The sequence below is a fragment of the Pararhodobacter sp. CCB-MM2 genome (genome assembly GCF_001691415.1).
GTDB lineage: Bacteria > Pseudomonadota > Alphaproteobacteria > Rhodobacterales > Rhodobacteraceae > Pararhodobacter.
Genome location: NZ_LRRR01000016.1, coordinates 35,148 through 56,356 on the forward strand (window position 1 = coordinate 35,148; position 21,209 = coordinate 56,356).

At 67.1% G+C, this 21,209-nt stretch carries 20 protein-coding genes; 11 read left to right on the top strand and 9 right to left on the bottom strand.

What is annotated here, in order from left to right:
* Positions 1–302: 302 nt before the first annotated feature.
* The 4 genes from BCY78_RS15255 to BCY78_RS15270 all read left to right on the top strand — a co-directional run bounded on the left by BCY78_RS15255 (position 303) and on the right by BCY78_RS15270 (position 3,838).
* Positions 303–1,268: a GAF domain-containing protein gene (locus BCY78_RS15255; protein WP_083195066.1), complete on the top strand. Its 966-nt coding sequence runs from the start codon at positions 303–305 to the stop codon at positions 1,266–1,268.
* A gap of 123 nt (positions 1,269–1,391) precedes the next feature.
* On the top strand, positions 1,392–2,912 hold the full coding sequence (adh, locus tag BCY78_RS15260; protein ID WP_068303618.1) for an aldehyde dehydrogenase: 1,521 nt from the start codon (positions 1,392–1,394) through the stop codon (positions 2,910–2,912).
* Positions 2,913–3,177: 265 nt separating this feature from the next.
* Entirely contained in the window at positions 3,178–3,366 is a 189-nt protein-coding gene (locus BCY78_RS15265) for a hypothetical protein (RefSeq protein ID WP_068303621.1), read from the top strand.
* On the top strand, positions 3,353–3,838 hold the full coding sequence (locus tag BCY78_RS15270) for a hypothetical protein (RefSeq protein ID WP_068303622.1): 486 nt from the start codon (positions 3,353–3,355) through the stop codon (positions 3,836–3,838). The genes BCY78_RS15265 and BCY78_RS15270 overlap by 14 nt, the downstream gene beginning before the upstream one ends.
* A 116-nt stretch (positions 3,839–3,954) precedes the next feature.
* On the opposite strand, the gene BCY78_RS15275 is transcribed toward BCY78_RS15270, so the two are convergent.
* The 9 genes from BCY78_RS15275 to BCY78_RS15315 all read right to left on the bottom strand — a co-directional run bounded on the left by BCY78_RS15275 (position 3,955) and on the right by BCY78_RS15315 (position 13,628).
* Positions 3,955–5,232, bottom strand: a complete 1,278-nt coding sequence (locus BCY78_RS15275) for a M20 family metallopeptidase (protein ID WP_068303623.1) — start codon at positions 5,230–5,232, stop codon at positions 3,955–3,957.
* Positions 5,233–5,249: 17 nt separating this feature from the next.
* A complete protein-coding gene (locus BCY78_RS15280; protein WP_068303625.1) occupies positions 5,250–6,542 on the bottom strand; it encodes a TRAP transporter large permease in 1,293 nt (430 codons plus the stop codon).
* A gap of 68 nt (positions 6,543–6,610) precedes the next feature.
* On the bottom strand, positions 6,611–7,078 hold the full coding sequence (locus BCY78_RS15285) for a TRAP transporter small permease (RefSeq protein ID WP_068303629.1): 468 nt from the start codon (positions 7,076–7,078) through the stop codon (positions 6,611–6,613).
* Positions 7,078–8,085 (bottom strand): TRAP transporter substrate-binding protein, encoded by a 1,008-nt coding sequence (locus tag BCY78_RS15290; protein ID WP_068303631.1) that lies wholly within the window; start codon positions 8,083–8,085, stop codon positions 7,078–7,080. The genes BCY78_RS15285 and BCY78_RS15290 overlap by 1 nt, the downstream gene beginning before the upstream one ends.
* A 45-nt stretch (positions 8,086–8,130) precedes the next feature.
* Positions 8,131–9,501 carry an aspartate aminotransferase family protein gene (locus BCY78_RS15295; RefSeq protein WP_083195067.1) on the bottom strand — a complete coding sequence of 457 codons (1,371 nt, stop codon included), beginning with the start codon at positions 9,499–9,501 and terminating at the stop codon, positions 8,131–8,133.
* A 168-nt stretch (positions 9,502–9,669) separates the two neighbouring features.
* Complete coding sequence (locus tag BCY78_RS15300; protein WP_068303636.1) at positions 9,670–10,398, bottom strand: TetR/AcrR family transcriptional regulator C-terminal domain-containing protein; 729 nt, start codon at positions 10,396–10,398, stop codon at positions 9,670–9,672.
* 244 nt (positions 10,399–10,642) lie between these two features.
* Positions 10,643–11,392: an ABC transporter ATP-binding protein gene (locus BCY78_RS15305; protein WP_068303641.1), complete on the bottom strand. Its 750-nt coding sequence runs from the start codon at positions 11,390–11,392 to the stop codon at positions 10,643–10,645.
* Positions 11,386–12,450 (bottom strand): iron ABC transporter permease, encoded by a 1,065-nt coding sequence (locus tag BCY78_RS15310; protein WP_233499419.1) that lies wholly within the window; start codon positions 12,448–12,450, stop codon positions 11,386–11,388. Before BCY78_RS15310 ends, BCY78_RS15305 begins: the two co-directional genes overlap by 7 nt.
* A 53-nt stretch (positions 12,451–12,503) precedes the next feature.
* Positions 12,504–13,628: an ABC transporter substrate-binding protein gene (locus tag BCY78_RS15315; protein WP_068303643.1), complete on the bottom strand. Its 1,125-nt coding sequence runs from the start codon at positions 13,626–13,628 to the stop codon at positions 12,504–12,506.
* 126 nt (positions 13,629–13,754) lie between these two features.
* Here BCY78_RS15315 and BCY78_RS15320 point away from each other — a divergent pair, with 126 nt between their 5' ends.
* From BCY78_RS15320 to BCY78_RS15350, 7 genes are all read left to right on the top strand, one after another.
* Positions 13,755–14,540: a class I SAM-dependent methyltransferase gene (locus tag BCY78_RS15320; protein ID WP_068303645.1), complete on the top strand. Its 786-nt coding sequence runs from the start codon at positions 13,755–13,757 to the stop codon at positions 14,538–14,540.
* A 79-nt stretch (positions 14,541–14,619) separates the two neighbouring features.
* Complete coding sequence (locus BCY78_RS15325; protein WP_068303648.1) at positions 14,620–14,874, top strand: hypothetical protein; 255 nt, start codon at positions 14,620–14,622, stop codon at positions 14,872–14,874.
* A gap of 276 nt (positions 14,875–15,150) precedes the next feature.
* The gene (locus BCY78_RS15330; RefSeq protein WP_068303651.1) at positions 15,151–15,867 is read left to right on the top strand and encodes a gluconate 2-dehydrogenase subunit 3 family protein; all 717 of its coding nucleotides are present in this window, start codon (positions 15,151–15,153) and stop codon (positions 15,865–15,867) included.
* Between the two features lie 3 nt (positions 15,868–15,870).
* Positions 15,871–17,640: a GMC family oxidoreductase gene (locus BCY78_RS15335; RefSeq protein WP_068303654.1), complete on the top strand. Its 1,770-nt coding sequence runs from the start codon at positions 15,871–15,873 to the stop codon at positions 17,638–17,640.
* A 10-nt stretch (positions 17,641–17,650) separates the two neighbouring features.
* On the top strand, positions 17,651–18,964 hold the full coding sequence (locus tag BCY78_RS15340) for a cytochrome c (protein ID WP_068303657.1): 1,314 nt from the start codon (positions 17,651–17,653) through the stop codon (positions 18,962–18,964).
* A 142-nt stretch (positions 18,965–19,106) separates the two neighbouring features.
* Complete coding sequence (locus BCY78_RS15345; protein ID WP_158515944.1) at positions 19,107–20,060, top strand: LysR family transcriptional regulator; 954 nt, start codon at positions 19,107–19,109, stop codon at positions 20,058–20,060.
* Positions 20,061–20,143: 83 nt separating this feature from the next.
* Complete coding sequence (locus tag BCY78_RS15350; protein ID WP_068303663.1) at positions 20,144–21,169, top strand: ABC transporter substrate-binding protein; 1,026 nt, start codon at positions 20,144–20,146, stop codon at positions 21,167–21,169.
* Positions 21,170–21,209 lie beyond the last annotated feature (40 nt).

Here is a 21,209-nt window from a genome sequence, read left to right on the forward strand (position 1 = left end):
ACGAGATTGCGGCCTGTCCCCGTGGGGACAAGGGGACGAACTGGCGCGGCGTCGGGCACACGTTGCGCCAGGGTGAGGCATCGGTTTTCGCCTGTGGTGATGAGTGTTTAGAGTTATGCTCAAGTGGTGCGCAAAAGGATCGAATTATGCGCAACAATGGAGTGAAGGTTTTCTTCTGTCTCGGGATGCCGCGCCGCCTTGCGTCCCCGCGGGGACAGCTCTGAAAGCCCTCATTTGCCACTTTCCGCCAACTTCCCGGCGGGGCTTCCGGCGCCGTAAGATCCCGGCCGGGAGGAACGGATATGGCGGCGCTGTCTCAGCACATTGCGAAGGTCTATCAAACGGCCAGCGATCCGGGCGCGGCGGCGCGCTCGCGTCTGGCGGCGTCGTGGCGCCGGTCCCTGGCGCATCACGGGTTGGACCCGGCGCAGCGGCGCGAGGTGCATCGGGTCACCGACACCACGCTCTCCAGCCATCGCGAACGGGCCGAGGCGATGCTGCTCGTTGCGCGACCCAAGCTGGATCAGTTGTACCAACTCGTCGGCAGCTCGGGCTGCGGGGTGTTGCTGACCGACGCGCAGGGCGTGGTCCTGGATCTGCGCGCGTCAGTCAGTGACCAATCGGTGTTCGAGGCCTGGGGGCTGCATCCCGGCGCGGATTGGTCCGAGGCCTCGGAAGGTACCAACGGCATCGGTACCTGCATCGCGGAACAGCGCCGGGTGATCATCGACCGCGAACAACATTTCTTCGCCCGCAACACCGCGATGAGCTGCATGGACGCGCCGATCTTCGGGCCTGAGGGCGAGCTGATCGGCGCGCTGGACGTGTCCTCGGCCCGGGCGGACCAGACCGAGGGGTTCAACCGGCTGATCGCCGCGACGGTCGCGCAGACCGCCCGGCAGATCGAAGCCGACCATTTCCGCGCCTCGTTCCCGCGGGCCCGGATCGTCGTCGCCGATCAGGACGACAGCGAGGCCGCGACGCTGCTGGCCGTCGACAGCGACGATCTGGTGATCGGCGCGACGCGGGGGGCGCGCAAGGTCTTCGGGCTGAACGCGACGGGGCCGGTGCGGTCGGTGCCGGCCTCGGATCTGTTCGGGCGCGAGGACGGCGCGCGCGGGTTCGAGAAGGCCGAACGCGCAGCGGTGATGCGGGCCTTGGCGCGGGCGCAGGGCAATGTGTCCGAGGCCGCGCGGGCGCTGGGGGTCGGGCGGGCAACGCTCTATCGCCGGATGAACCGGCTGGGGATCGACCAGAACCTCGCCTGACCTGTCTCAAACATGAGACAGGTGGCCGCGACAGGCCGCTTGCCCCCGGCTGACAGACTCAAGCCCGCCGCACATCCTCAACTCATCCCCGGTGGAGGACCGGGACGGGTAACGGAGGATCCCATGAACGAGATGACGCAGATCGCCGGCGAGTACACTTCGCCGTTCAAGACCCGCTACGACAACTTCATCGGCGGGAAATTCGTGGCCCCGGTCAAGGGCCAGTATTTCGACAACATCACCCCGATCACCGGCGCCAAGGTCTGTGAAGTGGCGCGTTCCTCGGCCGAGGATATCGAGCTGGCGCTCGACGCCGCGCATGCCGCCAAGACCGCCTGGGGCAAGACCTCGGCGGCAGAACGCTCGAACGTGCTGCTGAAGATCGCTGACCGTATTGAGGCCAACCTCGAGCGCATCGCCACCGCCGAGACCTGGGACAACGGCAAGCCGATCCGCGAGACGATGGCCGCCGACATCCCGCTGTCCGTCGATCATTTCCGCTACTTCGCCGGTGTCCTGCGCGCGCAGGAAGGCAACATGTCGGAAATCGACCATGACACCGTGGCCTATCACTTCCACGAGCCGCTCGGCGTCGTCGGCCAGATCATCCCGTGGAACTTCTCGGTGCTGATGGCGGCGTGGAAACTGGCGCCTGCGCTCGCCGCCGGCAATTGCATCGTGCTGAAGCCCGCCGAGCAGACCCCGGCCGCGATCATGGTGCTGGCCGAGGTCATCGCCGACCTGCTGCCCGCCGGTGTGCTGAACATCGTCAACGGCTATGGCGCCGAAGTGGGCGCCCCGCTGGCCCGCTCGCCGCGCATCGCCAAGATCGCCTTCACCGGTTCGACGGAAACCGGCCGCAAGATCATGCAGGCCGCGACCGAGAACCTGATCCCGGTCACGCTGGAGCTGGGCGGCAAGTCGCCGAACATCTTCTTCTCGGACGTGATGGCGCAGGATGATGCGTTCCTCGACAAGGCCGTCGAAGGCTTCGTGCTGTTCGCCTTCAACCAGGGCGAAGTCTGTACCTGCCCGTCGCGCGCGCTGATCCAGGAAGACATCTACGAGGAGTTCATCGCCCGCTGCATCGCCCGCGTGAAAGCCATCAAGCGCGGCGACCCGCGTGACATGGCCACCATGGTCGGCGCGCAGGCCAGCGAAGAGCAGCAGAACAAGATCCTGTCCTACCTGACCATCGGCGTCGAGGAAGGGGCCGAGGTTCTGGTCGGCGGTGGCGCCGAGCGCTTCAACGGCGAGCTGTCGAACGGCTTCTACATCCAGCCGACGATCCTGAAGGGCCACAACAAGATGCGGGTCTTCCAGGAGGAAATCTTCGGCCCGGTCGTCTCGGTCACGACCTTCAAGACCGAGGAAGAGGCCCTGCAGATCGCCAATGACACGATGTACGGCCTCGGCGCCGGCGTCTGGACGCGGGACGGCACCCGGGCCTATCGCTTCGGCCGCAACATCGAGGCCGGCCGCGTCTGGGTCAACAACTATCACGCCTATCCGGCCCATGCGGCCTTCGGCGGCTACAAGCAGTCGGGCATCGGTCGCGAGACGCACAAGATGATGCTCGACCACTACCAGCAGACCAAGAACATGCTGGTCAGCTACAACCCGAACAAGCTGGGCTTCTTCTAAGGTTGGACGTTTAAGCCACGCATCGGGTTGATCCGGAACCCCGTGGGTCCGGTGCCGAAAGGGACCGGATCCTCCTCCCCTCGGGGTATCGAGCCGCCGACCTCCTCCCGGGTCGGCGGTTTTTCGTTGTGCCGTCAGAGGGCGGGGCAGGGGGGCTTTACAATCCTGACAAAAATAATAAGAAAAAAGATACCCAGTCTTGGACCCCGACTCGAATGCGGGGGCGCGGCCCGGCAGCAACGTCATCTTCTGATCGGAGGCTTCCGTGCGACATGCCGAGACACGCGATTTTCTTCAGCGCCTTCTGGCGAGCGATCCGGGCGCGGGCGGGGACACCGGCTGCGACGCCGGTATCGACGGCGGCGTCAACTGGGGCCTTGTCGAAGGTCTCCTCGATCGCAGCCGGGCCGAAACACGCCGCGAGAACACGGGGCGTCGCGATGGCCTGCGATAAGTCCGACCAACCCCGCCTGCGCCCCGGCCGTCCGGATGAGCAACGGTTGGACGATCTGCAGGCCGATCCTTTCGACCGCTTCACCCTGTCGTTGATGCGCTGGCATTTTCAGGGCTTCGCCGAGCCCGAGTGCCAAGGATGGCTGAGCGCCCTGCGGCTGGCGACCGAGGTCGTCGGTCCCGCCCGCGCCCCCGCGCTGTGCTATGACATCGTGGCCTTGGTCGAGGTGGTGCGTGCGACCCGGCGTAGCGTTTTCCGCTTCAACCCCGAGGCTTGCGCCGGCTGTCGCCAATGGGTGACGCCGGAAGAGCGCCGGATGCTGTCACTGCTGTCGGCCCTGCGCTCGGGCCGCGACGGCCTTGCGGCGACGCAGGCGCAATTGCTGAGCGACGGGCGGCCCAATGCCGATCTGATCCGTGTGGCCGGGGTCTATCTGGCCCGCCATGACGAGCGCGCGCGACAGGCGGCGTGAGTGTGAGTTTCCTCGACGATTGATCTGCCATCGTTCCCGGCAGGACAGTCGACCTTGCCGCGTCGGATCTCTCCGGCGCGGCCTTTTGTTGCCCACCATCCGCATCGCAGCCGCGATCAGCCGTTCCGCGTGGTCTCGTAGCCATAGTCGACGGCGAGGTTGGTCATTGCTTTCAACGCGGTGCGCAGGCCTTCCTCGTTCACGCGGAAGGTCGGCTCGTGGTGGAAGCCCGAGCGGTCGGGATCGCCCTCGTCCAGCCCCACGCCCACGGTGAAGAACATCAGGGGCGCGATGGCCGAGAAGTTGGACACATCGTCGAGGAAGCAATTGTCGACCTCGACGACCGGCTTGTCCGCCGGCGCCGCCCGGTCGAGCGAGGGACGCATGCGCCGGGTCAGCTCGGGGTCGTTCTGCACCAGCGGCACGCGCATGTACCAATCGACCTCGGCCCGCCCGCCGGCCGCTTCGGCGATGCCGCGGCAGACGGCCTCGACCCGTTCCTCCAGATAGGGGCCGGTCGCGGGATCGGTGAAACGCAGGGCGCCCTCCATCTCGGCCGTCTCGGGGATCACGTTGAACTTGGTGCCACCCTTGAAGATGCCGATCGACAGCGTCACGGCATTCTCGTTCACGTTGACATTCTTCGCCGGGATCGCCTGCAGCGCGGTCAGGATCTGTGCGCCGATCAGCAGCGGATCGACGGTGCGCCAGGGGAAGGCGCCATGCCCGCCGCGCCCGTGGATCTTGATGCGCATCAGGTTCATCGCATAGGTGCCCGCGCCCTCGTGCACGCGGATCTCTCCGGCGGTGCCGGGACGTTCGTCCTGCAGGACGTGGAAGCAGAAGAAGGCGTCGGGCTTGGGGTCGTCGAACACCCCGTCCGCCACCAGCCGCGCCGCGCCCGAGAGCCCCTGCCAGTCCGGCGCGGGGCCTTCCTCGGCCGGCTGGAACACCAGCATGACCTTGCCCTTGATCGAGGCGCGTTCGGCCACGAGGATCTCGGCCACCGCCATCTGCACCGCGGTATGCGCATCATGGCCACAGGCATGCATCACCGGCACCGTCTCGCCGCCCCAGATCCCGGTCTGGCCCGAGGCGAAGGGCAGGCCCGTCGTCTCGCGCACCGGCAGCGCATCCATGTCGGCCCTGAGCGCCACGCAGGGGCCGGGCTGGCCGCCCTGCAGGATGCCGATCACCCCGGTGCTGCCGCCGAGGCCGCGGCGGACCTCGTCAAAGCCCAGCCGCTCCAGATGGTCGGCGACGATGCCGGCGGTGCGGAACTCCTGATTGCCGAGCTCAGGGTTGGCGTGGAAATCGCGGCGCCATTCGATCATGCGGTCGAAGATCGCATCGGCATGGGCGGAGAGGCGCGCGGCCAGAGGGGTGTCGGTCATGGGATCGGGCTCCGGTTTCAGGCGACCAGCCACAGCGAGATCGCCGGGAACAGGATCAGCAGGAGAAGGCGCAGGATGTCCACACCGATGAAGGGCATCACCGCCCGGTAGATCCGCCCAAGGCCGATGTGCCGAGCGATCGAGTTGATGACGAAGACGTTCATGCCGATGGGCGGGGTGTTCACGCCGAGGGTCACGGTCATCACGAAGATCACCCCGAACCAGATCGGATCGAAACCCAGCGAGGTGATCACCGGGAAGACGATTGGCAGGGTCAGGAGGGTGATCGCCAGCTCGTCCATGATCGCGCCGAGGATCAGGTAGCCGATCAGGATCAGCGCCAGCACGCCGTAAGGGCCGACCGGCTGGTTCGCGAGGAAGCCGATCAGCGCGGTGGTGGTGCCGGTGACGGTGAGGAAATAGCCGAAGGCCAGCGCGCCGATCACCAGCGTGAAGATCGCGGCGCTCATGGCCAGCGCCTCGGCCAGACACTCAAGGGTCGCCCGAAAGCCCAGACGACCGCGAAGGGTGCCGATGGCCCAGGCGCCGAAGGCTCCGATGCCGGCGGCTTCGGTCACGGTGAAGATGCCGCCATAGATCCCGCCGATGATCAGCCCGAACAGAAGCGCGATGGCCCAGACGCTGCGCAGGCTGCGCCATTTGTCGGCCCAGCTGCTGTCTTGGGCGACCGGCAGGCGCGAGGGGCGCAGGAAGGAGATCATGACGATGACCGAGGCATAGAGTGCCAGCCCCAGCAGCCCCGGCAGGATGCCGGCGATGAACAGGTCGGCCACGTCCTGCTGGGTGATGAAGCCATAGAGCGCGAAAACGGCCGAGGGCGGGATCATGATCCCCAAGGTTCCCCCCGCCGCGATCACCCCCGCCGAGAGCGCGCCGTCATAGCCGTTGCGCTCCATCTCGGGGAGGGCCACGCGGGTCATCGTCGCGGCGGTCGCCATCGACGAGCCGTTCACCGCCGCGAACCCCGCCGAGGCGACCAGCGCCGAATAGCCCATGCCACCCCGGAAGCGACCGAGCCAGGCCTGGCTCGCGCGGAACATCTCGAGGCTCAGGTCGCTTTTCGCGGCAAAAGTGCCCATCAGGATGAACATCGGGATGATCGAGAATTCATAGGCAGTGAGCGAGTTGAACGCGACCTGGCTGAGCATGCTGATCGCGGGATCGATCCCCACCACCATCGAGAAACCGGCGATGCCGGCGATGGCCATGGCGATGCCGACGGGCACGCGGATCAACAGCAACACGACCAGCAGGGCAAAGCCCGAGAGGGCGATTTCAGTCTGGGACATCGTCCGGTCCTTGAAGGAAGGGGCCTTGGGAAGCGGTCCCGTCGCCCTGAAGGCGGCGGGACGGTTGATCAGGCAGTGGCTGAAGGTCGGCGCAGGGCGAGGAGGCCGATCAGGGCCACGAAGCCTGCCAGCGCGATGCCGAGGGTCATCGCCGCGTGGAAGGCCCAGACCGGCAGGCCCAGCTCGGCCGTCTGCAGGTTCGACGCCATGTTACGCCACGCCCGCTGCGCCATGGCCACGGTCAGGCCGATCAGGAACAGCGCGGTGATCGCGCGGGCCACGGCATCCATCGCCACCTTGCCGCGCGGGCCCATAAGCCCCCAGAGCCCGTCGATGGTGATGTGCTCGCGCCGGTGGGTGGCCACCGCGATGCCCCAGGCCAGCGCCAGCCCCTGCGCCATGCGCGTCAGGTCGAAGCTGTCCATCAGGGCCGAGTTGAAGCCGTAGCGCAGGACCACATTGGCGAAGGTGATCAGCGTGACCACCCCCAGCATCAGGCTGGCCGCGACCTCGGTCCCGCGCAGGAAGCGCTCCATTACTGCGCCGCCTCGACCGCCGCTTCCAGCTCGGCGCGAATCGCCACCGGATCGAGCCCGGCTTCGGTCATCGCCGCGGCCCAGCGGTCATAGGAGGGTTGCGCGGCCTCGTGCCAGGCGGCCAGTTCCTCGGGCGTCAGCTCGTGGATCGTGTGGCCCTTGTCGGCAAGCACCTGCATGCCGGCATTCTCGAACTCGACCCAGCTCGCGCCGACATTCACCGCCCATTCCGAGTTGCAGACGCTGTCCACCGCCGCCTGCATCTCGGGCGAGAGGGCGTCGTAGCGCGCCTTGTTGATGACGATCCCGGCGCCGACATAATAGAGCGTGTCGGCGATGTGATAGGGCACGGCGTCGGTGATGCCGAAGAAGTCGATCGAGCCCCAGGGGAAGGTGATCGCATTGGCCACGCCGCGCTCGATCGCCTGCCGCGCCTCGGTCGCCGGAACCTGCACGGCCGAGCCGCCGAGATCGGCGATGAAGCGGGCCAGTGCGCCGCTGCCGGGGCGCACCTGCAGGCCGGCCACGTCCGAGGGCAGGGCGATCGGCTGCGCGGAATGCAGCGCGCCCGGCGCGCCGACATGGGCGAGGCAGAAATGCACGTCCGGCATCTCTTGGGCGGCGTATTGACCGTACCATTCATTCACCGCGACCGAGGCCACGTCACGCGGCACTTCCAGCGAATAGGGCAGGTCGATCAGATCGGCGATCGGGAAGGCGCCCGGCGTGTAGCCGAAATTGACCCAGGCCGCGTCGACGATGCCGTCGCGCACCATCGCGTAATGGTCGGCCGGCGCGCCCATCTGGCCCGCGGGGAAGACCTGCACATCCAGCGCGCCGCCCGAGGCCTCGGCCAGCGCGTCGCCCCAGGCGTGGACGTCGTTGTCGAAGTAATGGCCCGGCGGCAGGAAATGCGAGAAGCGGAGCGAATCCGCCAGCGCGGGGCTGGCGCAGACGAGGATCAGGCCCAGGGCCGTGGTCGCCCGGATCGAGAGGTTGTTGAGCATCGGTCTTTCCCTTGTTGGTCTGTTTTCGGTCTTGTTGTCAGGGGGTCAGGCGAGGGCCTCGGCCGCGAAGGCCGCCAGTACCTCGGTCAGCAGCGCTATCATCTCGTCGAGCTGCGGCTCGGTCAGGATCAGCGGCGGGGTGATCATCAGCCATTCGCCATAGCGCCCGCCGGCGGTGCTGCGCGAATACAGCAACAGGCCCTTCTCCAGCCCCAGTTCGACGATCCGGGCGATGGATTTGCGCGACGGCGGGAAGGCGGTCTTGGTCGTCTTGTCAGCGACGATCTCGATCGCGCGCAGCAGCCCGAGGCCCCGGACGTCGCCGACGATGGGCGAGGTCTCGGCCAGCGCCTGCAGCCGCTCGCCCAAAAGGACGCCCATGCGCTCGGCATTGCCGATCAGGTCCTGCTCCATCCCCTCGCGCAGCACCGCCTCGCCCACGGCGCAGGACAGGGGGTTGGCGCTGTAGGTATGGCCGTGCAGGAAACCGCCGGCGTCGACCACCGTCTGCACCATCTCGCGCGAGGTCAGCACCATGCCGAGCGGCGTGTAGCCGGCGGCGACGCCCTTGGCCAAGGTGACCATGTCGGGACGGGCATCGGGCCAATGCTCGGCGGCGAGGAAGCGACCGGTGCGCCCGGCTCCGCTCATCACCTCGTCGAAGATCAACAGGATGCCGTGCCGCGTGCAGATCTCGCGCACGGCGGTGTAGTAATGGTCCGGCGCGACCAAGGCGCCGGTGGCCAGCCCGCCGACGGGTTCGAGGATGAAGGCCAGAACGCTCTCCGGCCCTTCCTCGAGGATCGCCTGTTCCAGCGCCTGCGCGCAATCGCGGGCATGGGTGTCGGCGTCGATATTGCCCGGCGTGCGGTAGGTGAAGGGGGCTGGCACGCGCGGCATGATCCGCATCACCGGCTCGAACACGGCATCAGTCTCGGGGTCGCCGGTGATCGCCGCCGCGCCCAGCGTCGCGCCGTGGTAGCCGGGGTTGCGCGCCAGAACCTTCCAGCGCGAGGCCTCGCCCTTTGCGACCGCATGTTGCCGCGCGAGCTTGATCGCCGCCTCGGTCGCCTCGGACCCGCCCGAGACCACGAACACCCGCTCGAACCCCGGCCCGGCGAGGGTGGCGACGCGCTCGGCCAGTGCGATATTGGCCTCGTTCTCGAACAGCGCGCGCGAGGCGTAGCAGACCTTGCCGGCCTGCTCGGCCATCGCCGCCAGAACCTTGGCGTTGCCATGGCCGATATTGCTGACCACCGGCCCCGAGGTCGCGTCGAGATAGCGTTTGCCCGCGGTGTCCCACATGTAGATCCCCTCGGCATGCGAGATCATCGGGCGGCGTTTGGCGTCGAGCGGTGTGTAGAACACCTGAATCGGGCCGCCGCGCTCGGTGAAAGGGCTTTGGGGGGAGGTCATGTCGGCATCCTTCTGTCGTCCTCGGGTGGATCGGAACAGCCGGAATCACCCTTCGTTGTTCAGCGTACAATTACGGATTTGCGTCTGGCAACGGATTTATTGTACGCCGAACAATAAGCGCCGAAATGAGGCGCCCGGACCAAGCCCCTGGGCTGGTTTGCCTGAATTTTAGGCGATGGGAGAGGCGAGCTGCGCTTCGAGGCCCGCCACGAAGGCTTCGACATAGATCGCGAAGGCGCCGTCCATCGGCCGGGTCGCGCCATTCTGCCAACGCAGGATGAAGGCGCGGCCCATCATCGGCCCGGCCATCTGCGCCAGCATCGGATGCCGCGCGGCGTCGATCCCGGCCGGGAAGCCGGTCAGATAGCCCTCCAGATCCGCGGCATCGGGCGGCACCATGGCGAATTCCTGCGTGGTGAAGCCGACCATGCCGCCGATCACCGCGTTATAGGCGTCGATCAGCGCCTCGTCGCGAAAGCCTGCCTCGTGCAGCTTGGACAAGATCCCCTCGACCAGATCGACGTCGACCGAGGCGTTGGAGACAAGGTTCACCCCGATCAGCGGCGCGGCATTGGGGTGGCGGGCAATCGCCTCGCGGTACCGGGTGAACAGCGTCCGCAGCCAGTCCTGCCACACCAGATCCGAGGTCGGCACGACGTTGCGCAAGACAACGGTGACGATCTCGGCGATCAGGAAATGGCGGCTGGGCGTGTACCAATAGATCGCCGTCGGATAGCAACCGAGGGCCTTGGCGACGCTGCGGATCGAAAAGCTCTGTAACCCGTCCTCATCGATCAAGCGCAGGGCTGTCTCGACGATCTGGGCCTTCGACAGCTCGGGCGCGTCGTTTTGTGGCCGGCCACGGCCTCGGGCACCCGGCGTTGTCGTCTTGGCCATGGGGCGACCCCTTCCTGCTGCGCGCCCGGTCATGGAGTTGACGGGTGCGCCATCGGTAGCCCCGGCCCGACATGGACTGCAACCATTTTGGTGCCTTGATTGCCGGTCGAACCGTTTGTGCCGATTGGATGTGCGTCGTTGAACAAGCGCGCGCGACAGGGAAGGCGCGCTTTCCGGGCGTCCATCATCGCTTTCGGTGCTGGAGCAGGGGGGCGGGGCCCAAGCCGATCGCGCCGCGCGGGGATTATGGCGCGCCGTCGACGATCATCATCGGGCAACCGCGCGAGCAGGTCTCGACGCGCGCCTCGATGCCGTAAAGCTCGCGGATCAGGGCGGGGCGCAGCACCTCCAGCGTCGGGCCGGTGGCAACGATGCGGCCATTGGCGACGGCGATGGTCGTCGTGCAGACGCGCATCACCTGATTGAGGTCATGCAGCGCAAGGATCGCGACTGCCCCGGTACGCTCGACATAGGCGCGCAGGACTTCCAGCACTTCGTACTGCCGGTACAGATCCAGCGCAGAGGTCGGCTCGTCCAGCAAGATCACCCGGGGCTGCGAGACCAGCGTCTGGCCGATGGATACCAACTGCCGCTGCCCGCCCGAGAGTTCGGCCAGCTGCTTGCCCGCCAGCGCCTCGATCTTCAGAAGCTGCAGGATCTCGTCGACGGCGTGAAGCTCGTCTTCGGTCAAGCGCCAGCCGCCGCGGCCCTGCTTCAGCGACAGGATCACCGATTCATAGACGCTGAGGGCCGCGTTCATCCCGGTGTCCTGCGGCATGTAGCGCAGGCTGGCCTTGTCAGTCCCGGACAGCCGGACCTCGCCGGCGCCGGCCAATTGCCCGGCGATGCGGCGGAACAGGGTGGACTTGCCGGCCGCATTGGGCCCGACCAGCGCGGTCAGCGAGCCGCCGGGCAGGGGCGGGGTCGAGACATCGGCATAGATTACCTTGCGGCCGTAGCGGGCCTCGACCCGGTCGAGTTGCAGGCTCACCATTGGCGCCTCCCATGCGTGAAGATCAGCGTGGCGAAGAAGGGCACGCCCACAAGCGCGGTGATGATGCCGATGGGCAGCGACGCGCCGGGCAGCAAGACCTTCGACAGAACCGAGGTGGCCGAGAGGATCAAGGCGCCCGCAAGGATCGAGCCGGGCAGGAAGAAGCGTTGATCCTCGCCCAGAAGCAGGCGGGCGATATGGGGCCCGACGATGCCGATGAAGCCGATGGTGCCGACGAAAGATACGGGCACGGCGGCCAGAAGCGAGACCAGCATCAGCGTCTCGAACCGAAGGCGGCGGACGGGGACACCCATGGCGGCGGCGCGGGTCTCGCCCAGACGGATCGCGGTCAGCGCCCAGGCGCGGCGGGCGAACAGCGGCGTGCACAGGATCAGGATCGCGCCGGTGATGAAGACCTTGGGCCATGTCGCCTTGGTCAGGCTGCCCATGGTCCAGAACACCACGGCGGCCAGCGCCTGTTCCGAGGCGAAGTATTGCAACAGCGCCAACAGGGCGTTGAAGGTGAAAACCAAGGCGATGCCCAGCAGCACGATGGTTTCCACCGTCACGCCGCGCATTGACGACAGGCCGAACACCAGAAGCGAGGCCGCCATCGCCAGCAGGAAAGCATTGGCCGGCACCATCAGCGTCAGCGCGCCGGGGAACAGCGCCACGCCCATCACCATCGCCAGCGCCGCGCCGAAGCTGGCGGCGGCGGACAGGCCCAAGGTGAAGGGGCTGGCCAGCGGGTTGGCGAGGATCGTCTGCATCTGCGCGCCGGCCAGCGACAGGCAGCCGCCGACGGTGACCGCCATCAGGGCGACGGGCATGCGGATGTCCCAGACGACGACGCGCATCTGCACCCCGGCCTCACCCGGCCACAGGATCGTGCGCAGGACATCGGCGAGGGGGTATTGCGTCGGCCCGACCGAGATGTCGATCGCGACGGACAGGATCAGCAGCAGTGCCAAGCCCCCCAGCACGACGAGGCGTCGCAACACGAGCCGGTGGTAGGGATGGGCGGCAGAGGCGGGAATGGCGGTGTCTTGGGTGGACATGGCTGGCATCAGAGTGAAAGGGCCGGCCCCCGCGAAGGGGACCGGCCGGGTGGTCAGTTCAGCGAGACCCAATAGCCGGGCACATAGGGGATCGGCAGGAACCGCTCGTGCAGCTCGCGCAGGGTCGCGTCAGGATCGAGATCGGCGAAGAGCTCCGGGTGCAGCCAGGTGGCGAGGCGCTGGACGGCCACGAAGCTGTAGGGGTTGTTGTAGAACTGGTGCCAGATGGCGTGGACATTGCCGTCCTCGACCGCGCGGATGCCGGTGAAGGCCGGGCGTTCCATCAGCGTTGCCAGCTTGCCGCGCTGCACGTCCAGATCCGCGCCCGGACCGACGCCGATCCACGAGCCGCCGGGGACATAGGCCTCCCAGTTGCCGCCGGTGACGACCACGACCTCAGGGTCCGAGGCGATGATCTGCTCGGCATTCACGGTGCCGAAGGTGCCGGGGATGAAGGGCGTCGCCATGTTGGTGCCGCCGGCGACCTCGACCATCTGGCCGAAATTCTCGGCGCCGAAGGACATGCAGCAATCCTCGGAATAGCCGCCGGCGCGCTCGACGAAGGTCAGCGGGCGGTGCAGGTCGGATTGCGCGGCGATGACGTCGGTGACGCGGGCCATCTGCTCGGTGAAGAAGGCGTTGAACTCGGCCGCGCGGTCCTCTTCGCCGAAGAGTTCGCCGATGATCTCCATCGAGGCCAGCGTGTTCTCGAACGGACGCTCGCGGAAGTCGACATAGACGATCGGGATGCCGACCTCGGCGAGGATCTGCTCGTATCCGGCCTCGTTGGTGGCGGCCATCGATTCGAGGTTCATGATCATCACGTCGGGCTGTAGGGCCACGGCCTGCTCGACGTCGAAGGTGCCGTCCTTGAAGCCGCCGAAGGTCGGGATCTCGTCGATCTGCGGGAAGACGGCCTGATAGGCGGCATAGGTGTCGGGATCGGCCTGCAGCATGTCATCGCGCCAGCCGACGACACGGGCGAAGGGGTTCTCGGCTTCCAGCACTGCGGTGAAGAACGCCTGACGGCCTTCGCCCAGAATGACGCGCTGCACCGGGGCGTCGATCTCGACCTGACGGCCGGCGATGTCGGTGATGACGATCGGATCGGCGAGCAGCGGGCTGGCGGCGAAAAGACCCAGCGCGGAGGCGCCAAGCAGGGAACGGAGAGAGGGCATCAGTACCTCGTGGGTGTTGGTTGAGGCTCGCCTAGATTTACCGACAAAACTTGTCAAGAATATATTCTGACTTGTTTGGTCAGGTTTTCCGGCGTATCCGCGCGCTGATTTCTCAGGACCGACCCCATGACTGATTCCGCTGCCTTTCCCGCCCGCTCCAACCGTGATCTGCGCGACGAGATTCGCGATTACTGGTCCGACCGGGCGGCGGGTTTCGACCTCGATCCCGGTCACAAGATCGCCGAAGGGGCCGAGCGCGCGGCCTGGGCGGCGCTGTTCACCCGGCATCTGGGCGCGGGTGAGGGGCGGGCCCTGCTGGATCTGGCCTCGGGCACCGGCGAGATTGCGCTTTTGTGCCATGAGCTGGGGTTCCGGGTGACGGGCCTTGATTGGGCAGAGCCGATGCTGGAGCGCGCGCGGGCCAAGGCAGAGGGTACGGGCGTGACGTTCCTGCAGGCGGATGCCGAGCGGACGATGCTGCCGGACAGCAGTCAGCAGGCGATCATCACCCGCCATCTGGTCTGGACGCTGATTGACCCGGCGGCTGCCTTTGCCGAGTGGTTCCGGGTGCTGGCACCGGGCGGCACGCTGTTGATCGTCGACGGGGATTGGGTGAACAAGAGCTGGCTGTCGCGCCTGCTGGGGCGTCTGGCACCCAGCCCGCATGCGCGGATGGATGCGGGGATGGCGGCGCGGCATGCGTCGATCATCGACCGGGTCCACTTCCGTGACGGGGCGCGGCTCGACCGGGTGGCGGGTATGTTGCGGGAGGCAGGGTTCACCGATCTGCGGCTGGAACCTCGATTGGGCGCGATCAATCGGGCGCAGGCCAGCCAGTTCGGTTGGAAGAAAGCGATGATGCGCCGTAGCGAGCATCGCTATGCCATCAGTGCCGTGAAGCCCAAGGTCTGAAGCCGGGGCTATGAAACCCGTCACGGGTTGAGCGGGTTTCCCTTTGGACGGTCCTTGTCGGGCCGGGAAGGAGGGCGCGATGCAAACCCCTGAGATCGAGATCCTGGAGGCTCGCCTGTTGGCGCAAAGGGCGGTGCTGGCGCGGCTGATCGCGCTGTTGCCCGAGGGTGACCGGCGCGGGCTCACCGACTGGCTTGTGCAGGCGACGATGGCCCCGGACGGGCAGGAAGATCCCGGCGCCGTTCCCGTGGCCGGCGTGCCCGGCAGCATGGCCCGCGCGGCCGAGCTGGATGAAATTCTTGCGCTTGTTAAGGGTCTGGAGCGACGGGATTAACTTAGGCTGCTCAAAGGGTTGCATGGATGCGCGCCGGGTGGTGCCTATCCCGCGCAGCGGGATCCCGCTGAAAACCATGGAACGAACGCTTGCCTCGATTGTTTGGCTTGTGGGCGCCGGGTCCGGCGCCTGACAGCAGACGACCCGCTGGGAGTTCCCCATGACCTCGCTCTCTCCATCACGCTCGTGGCGCCTTGGCGCCCCGGGGGAGATGCGCTTGGCCGGATCGCTGCCGCCTTTCCTATGCAGCCTGTCCCGCCAGACGGAGGAGCGCCCATGACCAACCCCTCATCGCAACCCCCGGCCTTCCGCACCTCGCGGCGCCGCTTTCTGGGCGGGACCGCCTCGGTCGCGGCGCTGGCCGGTCTGGCCCGCCCCGGCGAGGCGCAGGACCAACCCGATCCGCGCGCGGCTCTGGACGGCTACACGCCGGAATTCCTCAGCGCCGCCGAATGGGCCTTCATCGTCGCCGCAACCGCACGGATCATTCCGTCCGAGGGCGACGGCCCCGGCGCCATCGAAGCGCAGGTGCCGGTGTTCATCGACCGCCAGCTGGCCGGCGAGTTCGGCGCGGCGACGGACCTGTACATGGAAGGTCCCTTCGTTGCGGATGCCGATCCCAATTTCGGCCTGCAAACCCCGCTGACCCCGGCCGAGATCTACCGTGAGGGCATCGCCGCCTTCGACCAATGGTGCCAGCAGGAGCAGGGCAGCAGCTTCGCCGACCTCGACGCGTCGGCACAGGACGCGGCCCTGACCGCCCTGTCCCGTGGCGAGGCGGGCCTTGCCCCCGAGGTGCGCGATTTCTGGACCCACCTGCTGCAGAACACCCGCGAGGGCTATTTCGCCGATCCGATGTATGGCGGCAACGCGGGCATGCAGGCGTGGGTCTATATCGGCTACCCCGGCGCCCGCGCGAATTTCCGCGAATGGGTGGGCCGCGACGAGCCCTATCCGATGGGTCCCGTCAACATCGCCGGCGAGAGGGCCTGAGCCATGGCACGCACTGATCCGAAGAAGGACGTCGTCATCGTGGGCCTCGGCTGGACCGGCTCGATCATGGGGATTGAGCTGGCGCAGGAGGGGCTGGAGATCCTCGCGCTGGAACGCGGGCCGGACCGCGCGACGGTGCCGGATTTCCAATATCCCAAGGTCATCGACGAGCTGAAATACGGCATCCGCTACGGCTTCATGCAGAAGCCGAAGAACTCCACCCTGACCGTCCGGCGCACGCTGGAGGAAACCGCCCTGCCGATGCGCAAGCTGGGCTCCTTCCTTCCCGGTGACGGGGTCGGCGGCGCGGGCATCCATTGGAACGGCCAGACCTGGCGTCCGATGGCCGAGGAATTCCGCCTGCGCTCGTATGTGGAGGAGAATTTCGGCGCCGATCTGATCCCCGAAGACATGACGATTCAGGATTGGGGCGTCAGCTACGAGGAGTTGGAACCCTATTTCGACCGGTTCGAATACATGGCCGGGATCGCGGGGCAAGCGGGCAATATCAACGGCGAGATCCAGCCCGGCGGCAACCCGTTCGAAGCGCCGCGCAGCCGGGGCTATCCGATGCCGCCGATGCCCGAGCAGACCGACATGCGCTTGTTCCGCGAGGCGGCGACGGCGATGGGCTATCATCCGTTCCCGCGCCCCTCGGCCAATGCCACGCAGGCCTATGTCAATGAATACGGCATGCAGCTGGGGCCCTGCAATTACTGCGGTTTCTGTGAGCGTTATGGCTGCATCAACTATTCCAAATCCTCGCCGCAGACCTGCGTTCTGGATGCGCTGAAGCGCTATGACAACTTCAGCTACCGGGTGAATTCCGAGGTGCTGCGCGTCGATCTGGCAGCGGATGGCCAGACCGCGACCGGCGTGACTTATTGGGATGACGAGGCGCAGGAGGAAGTGACCCAGCCTGCCGATCTGGTGATCCTCGCGGCCTATCAGCTGCACAATGTCCATCTGATGCTGCTGTCCGGCATCGGCGAGCCCTACAACCCGCAGACCGGCGAGGGGGTGACGGGCAAGAACTACGCCTATCAGATGAACGGCGGCACGACGCTGTTCTTCCGCGACCACCATTTCAACCCCTTCGCGGCGGCGGGTTCGTCTGGCACCAGCATGGACGATTTCGCCATCAACCAGATCGATTTCGCGGCCGAGGGCTTTATCGGCGGCAGCTACATCACCGCCGGTCTGTCCAATGGCCAGCCCATTCGCGGGATCTCTCTGCCCGAGGGCACACCGGGCTGGGGCGCCGAGTGGAAGCAGGGGATCGGCGAATGGTACGGGCATTCGATGTCCATCGGCTCGCACGGGTCGAACATGTCCTATCGCGACTGCTATCTGGACCTCGATCCGACCTATACCGACCGGCATGGGCGGCCGTTGATGCGGATGACCTTCGACTGGAAACGCAACGACATCCGCATGACCCAGTTCATGAAGCGGCAGATCGAGCCGATCGCCCAGTCGATGAACCCCGACAGCTGGCGCTCAAGCTACAAGTCCGGGGGCGCGCGCTATGACATCCGGCCCTACCAGACGACGCATAACGTGGGCGGCGCGATCATGGGGACGGATCCGAACAGCTCGGCCGTGAACCGCTATCTGCAGGCCTGGGGGCAGCACAATGTCTTCGTGCTGGGCGCCGGGGCCTTCCCGCAGAACATCCAATACAACCCGACCGGCGCGGTGGGCGCGCTGGCCTATTGGGCGGCCGATGCCATCCGGCGCGACTATCTGCCCAACCCGCGCCCGCTGATGTGAGGAGGGGATCATGCGCACATTTCTCAGGATCATCGGCGTTCTCGTCGTCATTGCCGTCGTGGCGTTCCTCGCCTTCCTGTTCATCCCCGTGCAGCGCACGCCCGCACAGGCCGCGCTGCCGGACAGTTGGACGCCCGAGGAGGGTCAGGGCGAATACGCCATGCGGCTCGGCGATTGCATGGCCTGCCACACCGCGCCGGGGGGCGAGCCCTTCGCCGGCGGGCGCGAAATCGAAAGCCCGCTCGGCGTGATCTATGCCTCGAACATCACGCCCGACAATCAAACCGGCATCGGCGGCTGGTCTCTCGATGACTTCCGCGCCGCGCTTTATGACGGGGTGGGGCCGGACGGCACTCATCTGTACCCGGCGATGCCCTATGAAAACTTCGGTCGCATCAGCGAGGAAGATGTCCGGGCGATGTACGACTACTTCATGAACGACGTGCCCCCGGTGGACAACGCGGTCTCCGAGACCGCCTTGTCCTTCCCGTTCAACCAACGTTGGGGCTTGCGGGCGTGGAACTGGGTGGCCCTGTCGGATGCGGCGGGCTTCACGGCGGAATCCACGGACCCGGAACTGTCGCGCGGGGAATACATCGTCGAAGGGCCGGGGCATTGCGGCGCCTGCCACTCGCCGCGCAACGCGATCATGGCGGAGGCGGCGCTTGATGGCTCGGACCCGCAATTCCTCGCGGGCGGCGAGATCGCCGGTTGGACAGCGCCGGCGCTGCGAGGGCCCAACAGCGCGATCCGGGGCTGGAGCGCCGACGAGGTCGCGGCGATCATGGGCACGGGCCGCAACGCACATTCGGCGGTGAACGGCGAGATGCAGCTGGTGGTGCAGGATTCTTCGCAATACTTCACCGACGAGGATCTGCAGGCCGTCGGCGCCTATCTGGTCAGCCTGAATGACGACGGCCCGGCGCCCGAGGTGACGGATGACGGCGCGACCGAGGCGCTGCTGGCCTCGGCCGATCCGTCGATGGCGCTGGGGGCGCGGCTGTACCTCGACAATTGCAACGCCTGTCACTTTGCCAACGGGCAAGGCGCGGACGAGGTGTTCCCGGCACTGGCGGGCAATTCGCTGGTGACGGCGGCGCAACCGACCGGGCTGATCTCGATGATCCTGAACGGCTCGGAACTGCCGTCGACCGCGGCGCGGCCCTACCGGTTGCGGATGCCGGGCTTTGCGGCGCGGCTGTCGGATGACGAGGTCGCGGCACTCGCCAGCTTCGTGCGGCAGGGTTGGGGCAATGCCGCCGCCCCGGTCGAGGCCGGAAGCGTCGCGGATCTGCGCGATCAGGGGGACGCGGCGACCCACTGACGCGGGCAGCGGGGCGATCCTTCGGGGTCGCCCCGTCCTGTGCCGATGTCAGGGGGGCGGAACCTTGACCCCGTGCGGCGTGGCTGCCCATAGTCGGCCAGTTGCGACACGGGGCCCCGCGCCCTTTTGGGGGGCCATGGGCATGCACGATGAACAAGGGCCCGAGGGTCACGCGGGCGGTATCCGCGCCCTGAGCCTGCGCCAGATCGAAGTCTTTCACGCGGTCTATTCGACGCGCTCGATCTCCGGTGCGTCGCGGCTGCTCAATGTCTCGCAGCCGACCCTCAGCCGGACCCTGCGGCGGATCGAGGATGTGCTGTCGATCGCCCTGTTCCGGCGCAGCGCGACCGGCCTGATGCCCACCATCGAGGCGCAGCTGATCCATGCCGAGGTGGACGGGCTGATGCGCCGGCTGGACGGGCTCGGCGCGCGCATCCGCGACATCGCCTCGGGCGGGGCGGTGCCGTTCCGGCTGGGGGCGACGGCAAGCGTGGCGCGCGGTCTGGTGCCCCGGGCGCTGAGCGAGATTGCCCGCGCTGCACCGGAGTCCGAGCTGTTCCTCGACGTGCTGCCGGTGGATCAGATCGCCGAATACCTTGTGGCCGGGACGGGGCAATGCGTGATCACCATGGCGCCGGTCGATCACCCGATGCTGGTCTCGGCGGTGCTGGGGCAGGGGGCGCTGGTCGCCGTCGTGCCCGCCGAGCATCCGCTGGCCCGGCGCCCGGTGCTGGAGCCGGGCGATCTGGCGGGGGTGGACATGATCACCTTTCAGGTCGATGGCCCGCATCAGCAGGCGATCCGCGCCTTCCTGCAGCCGGCGGGCGTCATCCCGCGCTCGCGCGCCGTGGTGCGCTTTGCCGATACCGCCATCGCGCTGGCGGCCGAGGGGCTGGGCGTGGCGCTGGTCGACACTTTCACTACCATGGCCCCTTTGGGCGAGCGGGTGGTGAAACTCCCGCTGGCCCACGCGCCGCGTTTCGACGTTCAGGCGCAATGGAATCCGGGGCATCCCAGCTCGGATCACTTCCGGCAATTCCGGCAGGTGCTGGAGACGTTGCTGCGACAACAGGAATCGACCCAAGGCATGCCCTGAAGGCATAGCGTTCCGATCCTTTGGTCATTGAACACATGCCGATTTGCGCTCATGGTCAGCCCACGTTTGTCAGGGAGGACAACATGGCATTTCACCCCATTTCCCGTCGCACCGTGCTCGGTGCGGCGCTCGGCACCGCATTCGCCTTCTCGGCCGCCGCCTCGGCGCAGGCGACCGAGATCACGCTGGGCGCGCTGCGCCTGACCAGCCACTCGCCCACCTATATCGCCCTTGAGCGTGGCTATTTCGCCGAGGAAGGGCTGGAGGTCGAGCTGGCCTTCTTTGAGAGCTCGGCGGCGATGGCCGTGGGCGTCGCCGGCGGCGATCTGGATTACGGCGTGACCTCGATCACCGGCGGGCTGATGAACCTCGCGCAGCGGGGCGTGGTCAAGGTGATCGGCGGCGCGCTGGCCGAGGATCCGGCCGTGGAAGGCGCGGTGATCCTCGCTTCGAACGCGGCCTATGACGCCGGGCTGACCGAGCCGTCGATGCTGCCGGGGCATAGCTTTGGTGTGACCACGGCGGGGTCGAGCTTCCATTACATGCTCAGCCGCATCGCCGAGGGCGAGGGCTTCGAGATCGGCGACGTCACCATGCGCCCGCTGCAGCAGGTCGGCGCGATCGTCGGCGCCATCACCTCGGGGCAGATCGACGCCTGGGCCATCCAGCCCTCGATCGCCAACCGTCTGGTCAACGAGGGTGCGGCGCATCGCATCGGCGCGATCTCGGATTACGATCCCAGCTATCAGGTGACGGCGATCTTCACCTCGACCGAGATCGCCTCGGAAGAGCGCGAGCAGACCGAAGCCTTCCTGCGCGCCCTGTCGCGCGGCGTCGCCGACTATAACGCGGCCTTCGTCGACAAGACCGCTTCGCAGGAAGACGTCGATGCGCTGATCGACATCGTGCACGGCTATGTCAATTCCGACACCCCGCGCGAGACCTTTGCCCGCAGCCTGACCGAAGGCTCGATGCGCATCAACGAAGGCCTGTCGCTGTCGACGACCTCGGTGCAGGCGCAGCTCGACTGGATGCAGGCCGAGGAACTGGTCAGCAGCGACATCACCCTCGAGATGCTGGTCGACCCGTCCTACGTCGAGACCCACTGACCCCGGCGGGCCCGGACCTGCGCCGGGCCCCTCCCCCTTT